A 12902-nucleotide genomic window follows, 5' to 3' on the forward strand; every position below is an offset into this window, starting at 1 on the left:
CAATACCATATTATAGCACGCACGCCCCAGCCGGGCAAGAACCAATCTTTGTGCGCTAAGCAGATATAAATAGTATAACACACTCTCTTGTGGAAAGTACAGTATCTGCGTGTGAAAATTGTCTGTCTCCCGCCCAAACGGGGCATACTTGCAGAGAAAGGGAGTGTTTTTTATGCGCAAGCTGTCTGTCTGCCTGTTCTACGGGCTTTGCGTATTCACCATTGTATTCAGTCTGTTCTGGATGGCGCTGCCAAAGCTGCCACTATCCCAAACCCCTGCCGAGTCCGAGACCGACCCCGCCTCTCCCCTGAGCCTTGCCGCACAGGCAGTGCCCCAGACGGACGCCGCCCGCTACTGCCTGCGGGACAGCGGCGGACGGGTGGCGGTGTACACCTGCCGCGCCGACGGCACCCCGGGCACTTTGATCCGCGTGACCGGTATCTACACCAATCTTCTGCCGGAAAATGATGCCCTGCGCATCAAGCGCGGGCTTGTGGTCAACAGCCCCCGGGAGCTGGACTTGCTGCTGGAGGATCTAGGGGAATAAATGCAATGAGCCGCTGCACGATGTGCAGCGGCTCATTGCATTTATATGATTCAGGCTTCCATTTCTTCCAGCGGCACAAGGTACTCCTTGCGGCACTGCTCGTACTCCAACATATAGTCCTTGCTGGGGTTGTGGTGCATAATGCTTTTCAGGGTGTGGGAGTCGTAGTCATCGCCGGCCTCCATGCCCACCATGCGCACTGCGATATTGGAGCAGTGGTCGGAGATACGCTCGGCATTGTTCAGCACATCGAGGAACACCACGCCGGTGTCGATGGAGCAGATCCCGTCCTTCAGACGGCGGATGTGCTGGTCGCGCAGGCGCTCCACCATCACGTCAATGATCTCCTCCAGCGGCTCCACCTGTGCAGCCTTCTGGGTATCATCGTTCTCAAAGGCCTCGTCCGTCAGCGCCAGAATGCGCTCCAATGCGGCATCCAGCAGGTGCAGTTCCTTTTGGGCGCTCTCGCTGAAGCTGGCTTCCTTATCGTACAGTTCCTCGGCCTTTTCCATGATGTTCACGGCATAGTCGCCAATGCGCTCGAACTCGGTGACAAAATTCAGCAGCTCGGTCACCGCGTGGCTCTCGTCGTCGCCCAGCTCCTGGTCGGTCAGCTTGATCAGGTAGTTGGTGATCTCCACCTCCATGCGGTCGATCAGGTTCTCACGTACCTTGATGGCACTCACGGTCTCCTCGTCCATCTTCAAAAGCAGCGGCGCAGCCAGACCCACGTTGCGGGCAGCACGGCGGGACATTTTGATCACCGCGTTCTTCGCCTGCTGCAAAGCCACAGCCGGACTCTTGTACAAACGCTCGTCCAGCACCGGCATGCTCAGCTCCTGTGCTTCCTCCACGCTGCTGGGCACCGTGAGCATCGCCAAGCGGCTCAGCACCCCGCTGCAAGGCAGGAACAGCAGCATGGCGCACACGCTGGACAAAGTATGGATGTTTGCAATGGAGCTCTTGTTCATTACATCGCCCCACATGGGGATGCCGATGGTAAACTGCACCGCATAGATCAGCGCCAGCAGGATCACGCTGCCGATGACGTTGAAGTACAGGTGAATGAGCGCGGCCCGCTTACCATCCTTGGAAGAGCCGCCGATGGTGAGCAGCGGGGTGAACGCCGTACCGATATGCGCACCCAGAATGATGGGGATGGCAGAACTGAAGGTGACAAGCCCTGTGCTGGACAGTGCCTGCAAAATACCCACGGAGGCAGAAGAGGACTGGATGATCACGGTGACCACCACGCCCACCAGAACACCCAGAATGGGGTTTGTCATAGTGACGAACAGATTCTGAAAGACAGCGCTCTCCCGCAGGGGTGCCACACCGGTATCCATCAGGCTCATGCCGGTAAACAGGATACCGAAGCCCAGCATGATCTGACCGATATTCTTCTTTTTGGCATTGCGCAGGAACACATAAAAAATGCAGCCAATAAACGCCACCACAGGGGCAAAAGTCTTGGGCTGGATCAAGGTCAGCCACAGGCTGTCGCCTGAGATATCCGCCATGCGGATCAACTGACCTGTTACCGTAGTACCAATATTTGCACCCATGATCACGCCTACCGACTGCGTCAGTGTCATGATACCAGAGTTGACCAGACCGACACAAATAACCACCGTACCAGCCGACGACTGAATGACGCCGGTGATCAGTGTGCCGAAGATCACGCCTTTGATGGTAGAGGAGGTAAGCTTTTGCAATACGCCCTGCATCTTGCCGCCTGCCAGCTTTTCCAGTCCGGCGCCCATGATGGACATACCATACAAGAACAGCGCAATGCCGCCCAGCAGAGAGGTAATGTGTGTGATATCCATAACGATACTCCTAATATGAAACTTCCCTTTTTATCCTTTACAGCACACAGCCGCCGGAACCTTACGCACGCACAGCGCTGCACTGTTCCGGAAGCCGCTTATTTTTATTATACCATCAAAGGGGGCGTCTCAACAAGGTTTATTTTACAGGAAAGTTACTTTTTCCACACATTTCGCAACATGTTTCCGGGTGTAAAACCAAAAGCTTTCTTTTATTTTACATACATTTTACATTGTGCCTTCTCGGGGTGCAGGATATCCCCGCTTACCCGGCCAGCTCCTCCATGGCCTCCCGCACCGTATCGGCTGAAAACAGGAACACACCACTGCCGGTGTATACCTCCACATGACTGCCCACATAACGCAACTCAAAATCCTTCATGGTGTTTCCCTCCTGTGTGTCTGTTTTGTACCCGGGACTTCCCCGGTAAACACAGTATCGCACAATCAGGATACCATAAAAAGGACTTTCAACCGTTTTCGCAGACTTTTTGCGCAAAAAGCAGCGTATGCCACCCTAGTCTGCTCACACCGTTCGCAGCCACTTTCCTTGGAAATCGGGTCTTTGGCAGTCCCCCGCAGCGCCGCATTTCCGCAGGAAACAGGCGTTATAGCTGCCGTTTTCATCACGACCCCTTCTCGTGAAAATGGGATAGCGGAGCGTCCGCAGACGCTCCGCTATCCCGAAATTAAAAACAAATTTTCCGCTGATAATGGCTAGAGCAAAGCGGAAGCCATTCCAAATCGTCACGCTGTGCCGGCATTACTCTGCCGCGTCCGTCACCCGGACAGGATAACCAGTCCGCACACAGCGCACTGCATACCGGGCGTTGCCGCCGGAGGTGCAGGTGAACAGGGTCAGATCCCAGCTGTCCGTCTCGGCGGCGGTGGTCATCTCCTCGATCTGGGTGGGCTGCAAAGTCTCCACACTCTCCACCTCGTAGCTCCAGCGCAGACCGTCCGCATCCGTAAAGTACACCGGGCTGCCGATCGCCAGCCACTTGATGGGGCTGAAATGCTTTGCGTAGTTGTGGCCACAGAGTACCAGATCATCGGCATAGGTGGTGCCGCTGTAGCGCCCGGGGGAGACCTTCAGCCCCGCATAGCTCCACTGCGCCATGACCGGCAGTTCCAGCCCCGCCGCCGGGATGGAAAGCACCCCGATGTAGTCACGCCCTTCCACCTCCACGGTGGTCATTTCCTGCGCCGGGTCCAGCATCGGCTGCGGGGCTGCAGTCTCGTTTTCCTGCTGGTGCTCCGTGATGGTCTTTTGCATGGTCTGCTCCAGTTCGCCCAATACTTCCTGCGAAGCCTTTTCTGCCCGGGCGGCATCCCACCGGTTGTAGCCCAGCAGCCCGGCGGCGCATAAGATCAGCACCGCACCCAGCACCATGCACAGCCTACCGATTTTTCGTTTCATTGCATTCCATCCTTTATATATAATAGTATCATCTGCTTCAGTATACCATTCCCCGCTCCGGTTTACAACCGTTCTTCCGGGCGATTTTTATCGGGCAGCAGCGCGCAGACCAGCCGCACCATCTGCCCGGTCAGGGGCAGCCATACCAGCGCACACAGTACGTTGAACAGAGTATGCGCGTTGGCGATTTGCCGGGCGATTACCGCGCACTCTGCCCCTGTGGGCGAGCACAGCCGCACCAGCGCCGCAAAGGGCTGCAAGAGTGCACAGCACACCGCCGCGCCGCTCAGGTTAAAAATGGCGTGGGCTGCCGCCACCCGCTTGGCATCTCTTCCCTGCCCAATGGCGGCAAGCATCGCTGTGATGGTGGTGCCGATGTTATCCCCCAGCAGAATGGGGATAGCCGCCGTCAGCCCCAGCAGGCTGTGCACGCCGTCTGCCCCGGGCTGCGCCGCCATGCTTTGCAGCAGCGCCACCGTGGCAGAGCTGCTTTGCACCGTTAAAGTCATGCAGACACCCGCCAGCAGCCCGTGCAAAGGGCTTTGCTGCACCCGGTCAAGCTCCAGCCGGAGCAGCGGGCTTTGCAGCAGCGGTTCCATGGCGCTGCGCATCACCGTGACGCCCTCGAACAGCAGTCCAAAGCCGAACACTGCCTCGCCCACGCAGCGTCCCCGCCAGTCTTTACAGGCCAGGCAGAGCAGCACCCCGCCAAACAGCAGCAGATACCGCCAGCTTTCCACCCGGAACGCCAGCAGCTGTGCCGTGACCGTTGTACCGATATTTGCCCCGAACACCACCGGCACCGCCTGCCGCAGCTGCAACAGCCCCGCCGCCAGAAAGGCAATGACCATGACCGTGACCGCCGAGCTGCTTTGCAGCACCGCTGTGACCGCCGCCCCGGTCAGCAGTCCCGTCACCGGGTTTGCGGTGCACCGCGCCAGCAAGCTGCGCAGCCGCCTGCCCGCCCCCTGCTGTACTGCCCTGCACAGGCTGTCCGTCCCATATAAAAACAGCGCCAATCCGCCGAATACCTGTAACAACACTTGGAATCCCTGCTCCATCCGCACCCTCCGTTTCTGCCTGTCCTTTATTTCTATGCAGCGAGAGCTGATTTGCGCATTGACAAAGCCTACAAGTTTTTTGTGAATTTTTGTTTAATATTTCCCTATTCTCTTGCAATCCCGCTGCAAAAGGAATATGCTTATCAGGCGTTAATACTTAATAGCTGTTAAGTATTTGAAAATGCAAACGAGGAGGGACTGTTGTGTCCGAGCCAAGTACCCCCAACTTTCAGGGGATGTGCCACTTTATCGGGCAGCTGAGCAAGGCATCCAAGGCCGGGATGCGGGCGGCGCTGGCCGATTGCCCCAAATGCCACTTTAATATGCTGGAAGGCCTGCTGCATTCCATCAACTGCCACGGCAGGGACGGTGCCATTTATGTCTCTGACCTTGCCCGGGAGATTCGACAGCCGCTGCCGGCGGTCTCGCGCGGGCTGCGGTTGATGGAGCAGGACGGCACCGTGGTGCGGGAGCCGGACCCCGCCGACCGCCGCAAAACGCTGGTGCGCATCACCCCCAAAGGGTATGAGCTGTGCCACCAGTGTGAGCAGGCTCTGCGCGACTACTTTGCCAGCGTGCTGGCACGGTTAGAGCCGGAGCAGGCAGCCCAGATGGACGCGCTGCGCGGCGCGCTGATGGATGCCATTCTTGCGGAAAATGCCGCGCGCAACATTGACCCGAAGGGAGAAACGAACCATGACAAAGATCTTTAAGCAGCTGGCCCGGCACTGGGCGGTCTGCCTTGTGGTGTTCGCACTGCTGTTCGTGCAGGCGTACTGCGACCTTGCCCTGCCGGACTACACCAGCAAGATCGTGGACACCGGCATCCAGCAGGGCGGCATTGAAAGCCCCCTGCCCCAGACGGTGCGCCAGAGTACGCTGGACGCGCTGAACCTGCTGATGAACGAGGAGGATGCGCAGAAGCTGCAAAGCGCCTACCAGTACTATCTGCAGGACGATGGCGTGTTGCAGCTGCGCTCCGACCTGACCGAGGACGAGCGCACCGCACTGGAAGATGCCGTGACCACCCCGGACATCGTGCTGTATATGGCTGCCGCACAGGCCGCCAACACCCCCGCCGGGCAGAACAGCATGGGCATGACCGGCCTTGCCGAGATGCCCTCTGCCGCTGCGGACACCGACACCGAGACCGTCACCCCCACGGCAGCAGATCTGGACACCGTTTGCAGCCAGTTTGCCGCCATGAGCCAGATGCCCGGTTTTGACCGCAGTATGCTGCAAAAGCAGCTGGACAGTGCCATGAGCCAGCTGGACAGCACCCTGCTGGAAAACCTGAAAAGCCAGTCTTTGCTGCTGGTGCAGTTGGAATACGAGGCACAGGGCGTTGCGCGGGATGTGCAGATGCAGTACCTCTTCCGGGTGGGCGGCCAGATGCTGGCGCTCACCCTGCTGATGGTGGCCGTGGCTGTGGCCGTGGGCTTCCTTGCCTCCCGGGTATCCGCCGCCATCGGTCGTGACCTGCGCCGGGAAACCTTCTCCAGTGTCATCGGCTTCTCCAATGCAGAGATCGAGAACTTCTCCACCGCCTCCCTCATCACTCGCACCACCAACGATATCCAGCAGGTGCAGTTCGTCTGCGTCATCCTGCTGCGCATGGTGGCCTACGCACCCATTCTGGGCATTGGCGGTGTGCTGCACGTTGTAGGCAACAGCTCCGGCCTTTCGTGGATCGTGGTGCTGGATGTGGCTCTGCTTTTGTTGCTGCTGATCTTCCTGATGAGCGTTGCCATGCCCAAATTCAAGGTGATGCAGCAGCTGGTGGACCGGCTGAATCTGGTCAGCCGCGAGATCTTGACCGGCATCATGCCGGTGCGCGCCTTCAGCCGCGAAAAGTTTGAGGAGCAGCGTTTTGATAAGGCCAACCGGGAACTGATGGGCACCCAGCTGTTTACCAACCGCGCCATGGTGGCCATGATGCCCTTTATGACCCTGATCATGAACGGCACCAGTCTGCTCATCGTCTGGTTCGGCGGCAAGGCCATGGACGCCGGCACCATGCAGGTGGGCGAAATGATCGCCTTTATCACCTACACCATGCAGATCGTCATGTCCTTCCTGATGCTGGCGATGGTGGCCGTCATGCTGCCCCGCGCCGGTGTGGCTGCGGATCGTATCGACGAGGTCATCCGCACCAAAGCCACCATCCACGACCCGGACAAAGCCACTGCAAAAGCTGTACAGGCGCACACCGACTGGCAGGGCGTTGTGCAGTTCGAGGACGTGAGCTTCCGTTACCCCGGTGCAGACAGCGATGCACTGGAGCACATCAGCTTTACCGCAAAGCCCGGCGAGACTACCGCCATCATCGGCTCCACCGGCTGCGGCAAATCCACCCTGCTCAACCTCATCCCCCGTTTTTATGATGTGACCGGCGGCAAGGTGACCGTGGACGGCATTGACGTGCGCGAGATGCCGCAGGCACAGCTGCACGACCTGCTGGGCTATGTGCCCCAGAAGGGTGTGCTGTTCAGCGGCACCATTGACAGCAACCTGAAATTCGGCGGTAAGGATATCACCGACGCACAGGTGCAAAAGGCTGCTGCCATTGCGCAGGCCACTGATTTTATCGAGGCAAAGCCCGAAAGCTACCAAAGCCCCATTGCACAGGGCGGCTCCAACGTATCCGGCGGCCAGAAGCAGCGGCTTTCCATTGCCCGGGCAATTGCCAAAAATCCCAAGGTCTATCTGTTTGACGACAGCTTCTCGGCACTGGACTACAAGACCGATGTAACGCTGCGCCGCGCTTTGAAGGCACAGACCGACAACGCCACTGTGATCATTGTGGCACAGCGCATCTCCACCGTGCTGCACGCAAACCAGATCCTTGTGCTGGACGAGGGCAAGCTGGTGGGCAAGGGTACCCATGCCCAGCTGATGGTCAGCTGCCCGGAATATCAGGAGATCGCCCGCAGCCAGCTGAGCCAGAAAGAGCTGGCGCTGGATACCCTGAATACAGAAAAGGAGGGTGAGTGATATGCCCAGACCCGGACGTCCCACCACCGAGCGTGCCAAGGACTTTAAAGGCACGCTGCGGCAGCTCATCCGCACCATGAGCCACTACAAGCTGCCCCTTGCGGCAGCCATGCTGTTTGCAATTCTTTCTACCATCTTCAACATTGCAGGCCCCAAGGTGCTGGCAAAAGCCACCACTGCCCTTGCCACCGGCTGGATCGCCCGGCTGCGCGGCACCGGCAGCATTGATTTTGTGTATATCGCCCGCATTCTGCTGTTTTTGCTGGGGATGTACCTGCTGAGCAGCGCTTTCAGCTTTATTCAGGGCTGGCTGATGACCGACCTTTCCCAGAAGGTCTGCTACGACTTCCGCCGTCAGATCAGTGAAAAGATCAACCGCCTGCCGCTGGCGTACTTTGAAAAGCGCACCGTGGGCGAGGTGCTCTCCCGCATCACCAACGATGTGGACACGCTGGGGCAGAGCCTGAACCAAAGCATCACCCAGCTGATCACCAGCGTGACCACCATGATCGGTGTGCTGGTGATGATGCTTTCCATCAGCCCCCGCATGACTCTGATCGCTCTGCTGATTTTACCGGTATCGCTGGCACTGGTGCTGGTGGTGGTCAAGTTCAGCCAGAAGTATTTCAAGGCACAGCAGGCCACGCTGGGCGTGGTCAACGGTCAAGTCGAGGAAGTCTACGCCGGTCACAACGTGGTCAAGGCCTTCAACCGGGAGGCCGTGGTGCTGGCAGACTTCAACGCCGCCAACGATAAGCTGTACGAATCCGCATGGAAGAGCCAGTTCCTCTCCGGCCTGATGATGCCCATCATGAACTTTGTGGGCAACCTGGGCTATGTGGCGGTGGCCATCGTGGGCAGCATTTTTGCCGCAAACGGGGTCATCACCATTGGTGATATTCAGGCCTTTATCCAGTACGTCAAAAACTTTACCCAGCCCATCCAGCAACTCTCGCAGGTGTCCAATATGCTGCAAAGCATGTCCGCTGCCGCCGAGCGGGTATTCGAGTTTTTGAACGAGCCGGAGGAAGAGCAACTGGCAGACCCTGCCCGCCGCGCCGACCCCGCCGACATTGACGGACAGGTCACCTTTGACCATGTGCGCTTCGGCTACACCCCGGACAAGACTGTTATCCACGACTTCAGCTGCACGGTGCAGCCCGGCCAGAAGGTAGCCATCGTAGGCCCCACCGGCGCGGGCAAGACCACTATGGTCAAGCTGCTGATGCGCTTTTACGATGTGGACGCCGGTTCCATCACCCTGAACGGCCACGATGTGCGGGACTTTGACCGCAGCGCTCTGCGCGAAGGCTTTGGCATGGTGCTGCAGGACACATGGCTGTTCAAGGGCACCATCATGGAGAACATCCGTTACGGTCGGCTGGATGCCACCGATGAAGAGGTGATCGCCGCCGCAAAGGCTGCCAACGCCGACCACTTTATCCGCACCCTGCCCGGCGGCTACCAGATGGAGCTGAACGAGGACGCCTCCAACGTCAGTCAGGGACAGAAGCAGCTGCTTACCATCGCCCGCACCATTCTGGCAGATAACCGCATCCTGATTTTGGACGAGGCTACCAGCAGCGTGGATACCCGCACCGAACAGCGCATCCAGACCGCCATGGACCGCCTGATGGAGGGCCGTACCAGCTTTGTCATCGCCCACCGCCTTTCCACCATCCGCGATGCCGACCTCATCCTTGTGATGCGGGACGGCGACATTGTGGAGCAGGGCACCCACGACCAGCTGATCGAGGCCGGCGGCTTCTACGCTGACCTGTACAACAGCCAGTTCGAGGACGTGGTGGATTAAAGCACCTGTTATCGCACTATAACTGCAAAAGAGCACCTGTTGCCTTCCTTTTTTGAGGACAGCAGGTGCTCTTGCTTTTTTATTCCGCCACCGGTTCCAGCTTCAGGCCAAACAGCTTTTCCGCAAGGGACGGCAGCTGCCGCTGCAACGCGCGGACATAAGCCATTACCACCGGGTCCTCGCGCTTTTGCCCCAGCACGATGCCAAACCGGTGTCCACTGCCCCAGTCCAGTACCCGCACAAAGCTGAGGTCGGGTCTGCGGTAGTAGACCGCCGGAACCATCTTGAGCGCCGGGTCTCCGTAGGGCGCACTGCGAATACCGCCCACCGGCGTAAACTCCACCCCGCGGTCCATTCCCTCCTGCACAAGACTTGTCTCGTAGACAGTCTGGTACATCTCCTTGATGAGCAGCCAGCGGTATTGCAGCGCCTGCTCCAAGGTCAGCCTGCCCGTCGGCATATCAGCGGGCGGGTGGATGGGGATGCAAAGTTCCGGCATATAGAACAGCGGCACAAAGGTAAGCCCCTGCGCGTAGAACTCTGCACTTTCCAGCTGGAAGGAAAGATCCATCTCCCCTTTTTTCAGGCTGCGCCAGACCTCGCTGCGGTTGGCGCACTGTCCCAGAATAGGCGTGTATTGCAGACACAGCTCGCTTGTCAGTGAAAACAGGTCGTATACGAACATCCGCATTGCCTCATGACACCCTGCGATGATCAGATGTCTTTCCGGCGGTTTTTCCTGCTGCTGCACCGCTCGGGCATGGCACACTGCCTGCTGATACAGGGCTACCAGCTGCTTTGCCTTGGGGTAAAAATCCTGTCCTGCCGGGGTCAGCGCCACCCGGCGCGGTACATGTTGGAACAGCTCGAACCTCAATTGCCCTTCCAGCGTGCGGATCTGCTGCGAAAGTGCCGACTGGGAAAGATACAGCGCCTCTGCCGCCGCAGAAAAGCTGTTCAGTTCCACGATCTTTACAAAGCCTTCCAGTGCGCTCTCGTTCATGCTTTCCTTCCTCCTGCAATACATTAGGTTTTCCTTAATTATAATATTCCAAACTTGAATTGTAAATAGTACCCTTCTACGCTACAATTGTTAAGGATTCAGCAAAGTGTCTTTTACTTTGCCGCACGATAAGAAGGAACACAAAGAAGAGCAAAAAGAAAGAGAGCGTACCTATGAACAAGATCTCCCGTAAGGGCTTTATCAAGATTGCCGCTGCCGCCGCCATGAGCGGTGTGACCGCCGGTGCTCTGGCTGCCTGCAATGCCGCCTCCGGTTCTGCTTCCGCTTCCACTTCCGGTGCTGCCGGCCAGTACATCCCCGGCACCTACGAGGGCACTGCCGAGGGCATTTCCTCTACCGTCAAGGTCACTATGACCTTCTCCGACAGCGCTGTCACCGACGTGGTGGTGGATACCTCCGGCGAGACCGCTTCCTTCGGCGCTGCCGCTGCCGACGAGCTACGCGAGCAGCTGCTGGCTGCCGGTTCTGCCGAGATCGACGGTGTTTCCGGTTCTACCATCACCTCCGACGCCGTGATGAAGGCTGCCAAGAGCTGCTACGCACAGGCAAAGGGCGAGGCCGTGGTCTCCAGCGTGCAGCTGCCCACCGGCGATGAGAACGACTGGCTGGGCAAAGAGCCTGACATCGACGAGGCTGCCATCACCGAGACCGTGGACACCGATATCCTGATCGTGGGCGCTGGCAACGGCGGTATGTTTGCCGCCGCCTATGCTGCTGCCAACGGTCTGAACTTCCGTGTTATCGAGCAGAACGCCAACGTGCAGGACACCCGTCACTGGTACGGAGCTGTTGATTCTGCTGCCGCTAAGGAGGCTGGCGAACCCGCCACCGATAAGGCAAAGCTGCTGAGCGAGATCTCCCGCTACGCCTCCGGCAAGTGCGACCAGCGCGTGGTCAAAACCTGGATCAACGAGTCTGCCGCTATGCACGACTTCATGCGCAGCATTCTGGAGGATAAGTACGGCTGGGTGTGCGATTTCACCTCCGGCAGCGAGGCTGCATGGCCCGCAGAGAATGCCGAGCACAACACCGACTACCTCTACCCTGTGCAGGAGCACAACTACATGGCCAGCGAGAGTGCTTCCGGCACACCCCGCAATGAGCTGCTGCTGCAGTACATTCAGGAGCTGGGCTACGATGTGGACTTCAAGACCAGTCTGGCAAAGCTGGAAAAGAACAGCGATGGCCGCATTACCGGCATCATCGCCCAGAGCACCGAGGATGACCACTTCATCCGTTACAACGCCAATCAGGGCGTGCTTCTGGCCTGCGGCGGCTTCCCCGGCAACCCCTATATGATGGAGCAGCTGGATCCGCTGGGCACCAGCGTGACCACCGCCTGCTCCTACTCCCCTGCCGACAAGGGCTACGGTATCCGCGCTGCCGTGTGGGCAGGTGCTAATCTGGATAAGGAAGCCGCTCCCATGCTGTTTGACCGCGGCATCGTTGCCCCCGGTGTGGACGGCGGTTATGTGGACAGCGACTCCGCCTTTGGCGGCAAGGCCTTCCCGGGCAAGATCCGCCAGTTCAACCCCGGCACCCAGCCTTTCCTGAAGGTGAACCGCAACGGCGAGCGCTTTGCCAACGAGAGCAGTCCCTACAACGATATCGTCTACGCCGCTGCCCACCAGCCGGGCCGCGTTTACGCCCAGATCAGCGATGCAAACTTCATCGAGGATGCAAAGCGTTTTCACACCATCGGCTGCTCTGCCCAGACCCGCAACCTCGGCGAGGACTACTTTGCTCAGCAGGTCGAGAACGGCGAGAAGGAGGGCTGCTTTTTCAAGGCCGATACCCTCGAGGAGCTGGCCGACAAGATGGGCTTTACCGGCGCTGCCAAGGATACCTTCCTTGCTACCGTGGAGCGCTACAATGAGCTGTACGATAAGCAGAACGACGAGGACTTCGGCAAGCCCGCTTACCGCCTGAGCGCCATCCGCACCGCGCCCTTCTACGGCTGCTGGCTGGGTGCTTCCCTGCTGACCACTGAGCAGGGCATCGCCATCAACGAAAAGGGTCAGGCTCTGGACACCAACAATCAGCCCATGGAGGGTCTGTACATCACCGGCGATATGTCCGGCAGCTTCTTTGCCAACAACTACCCCTGCCTGATGGCCGGTGTGGCTATGGGCCGTACCCTGACCTACGCCATGAAGGCTGTCAAGCAGATGGCAGGTCTGGAGAACGCCTGATAAAGCGCAGTTCCCCGGCATA

At 58.6% G+C, this 12902-nt stretch carries 9 protein-coding genes; 5 read left to right on the forward strand and 4 right to left on the reverse strand.

Annotation, left to right across the window (positions count from 1 at the left end):
* The first annotated feature begins 172 nt into the window (after positions 1–172).
* Complete coding sequence (locus DXB44_RS00875; RefSeq protein WP_118657401.1) at positions 173–547, forward strand: hypothetical protein; 375 nt, start codon at positions 173–175, stop codon at positions 545–547.
* Positions 548–597: 50 nt separating this feature from the next.
* Here DXB44_RS00875 and DXB44_RS00880 read toward each other — a convergent pair whose 3' ends face one another.
* From DXB44_RS00880 to DXB44_RS00895, 3 genes are all read right to left on the reverse strand, one after another.
* Complete coding sequence (locus DXB44_RS00880; protein WP_118657402.1) at positions 598–2376, reverse strand: Na/Pi cotransporter family protein; 1779 nt, start codon at positions 2374–2376, stop codon at positions 598–600.
* A 763-nt stretch (positions 2377–3139) separates the two neighbouring features.
* On the reverse strand, positions 3140–3796 hold the full coding sequence (locus DXB44_RS00890; RefSeq protein WP_118657404.1) for a sortase: 657 nt from the start codon (positions 3794–3796) through the stop codon (positions 3140–3142).
* A gap of 62 nt (positions 3797–3858) precedes the next feature.
* Positions 3859–4857, reverse strand: a complete 999-nt coding sequence (locus tag DXB44_RS00895) for a Na/Pi cotransporter family protein (protein WP_118657405.1) — start codon at positions 4855–4857, stop codon at positions 3859–3861.
* 203 nt (positions 4858–5060) lie between these two features.
* On the opposite strand from DXB44_RS00895, the gene DXB44_RS00900 reads away from it, so the two are divergent.
* Genes DXB44_RS00900 through DXB44_RS00910 form a run of 3 tightly spaced genes read left to right on the forward strand, consistent with a single transcriptional unit; the run spans position 5061 to position 9664 of the window.
* Positions 5061–5570 (forward strand): MarR family transcriptional regulator, encoded by a 510-nt coding sequence (locus tag DXB44_RS00900; protein ID WP_243110993.1) that lies wholly within the window; start codon positions 5061–5063, stop codon positions 5568–5570.
* Positions 5554–7851: an ABC transporter ATP-binding protein gene (locus DXB44_RS00905; RefSeq protein ID WP_118657406.1), complete on the forward strand. Its 2298-nt coding sequence runs from the start codon at positions 5554–5556 to the stop codon at positions 7849–7851. The genes DXB44_RS00900 and DXB44_RS00905 overlap by 17 nt, the downstream gene beginning before the upstream one ends.
* A gap of 1 nt (position 7852) precedes the next feature.
* Positions 7853–9664, forward strand: coding sequence for an ABC transporter ATP-binding protein (locus DXB44_RS00910; RefSeq protein WP_118657407.1), 1812 nt, complete (start codon positions 7853–7855; stop codon positions 9662–9664).
* 79 nt (positions 9665–9743) lie between these two features.
* Here DXB44_RS00910 and DXB44_RS00915 read toward each other — a convergent pair whose 3' ends face one another.
* A complete protein-coding gene (locus tag DXB44_RS00915; protein WP_118657408.1) occupies positions 9744–10667 on the reverse strand; it encodes a LysR family transcriptional regulator in 924 nt (307 codons plus the stop codon).
* A gap of 173 nt (positions 10668–10840) precedes the next feature.
* On the opposite strand from DXB44_RS00915, the gene DXB44_RS00920 reads away from it, so the two are divergent.
* Positions 10841–12880, forward strand: a complete 2040-nt coding sequence (locus DXB44_RS00920; protein ID WP_118657409.1) for an FAD-binding protein — start codon at positions 10841–10843, stop codon at positions 12878–12880.
* Positions 12881–12902: the final 22 nt, after the last annotated feature.

It is taken from the genome of Faecalibacterium sp. OM04-11BH (assembly GCF_003482185.1).
Lineage (GTDB): Bacteria > Bacillota > Clostridia > Oscillospirales > Ruminococcaceae > Faecalibacterium > Faecalibacterium tardum.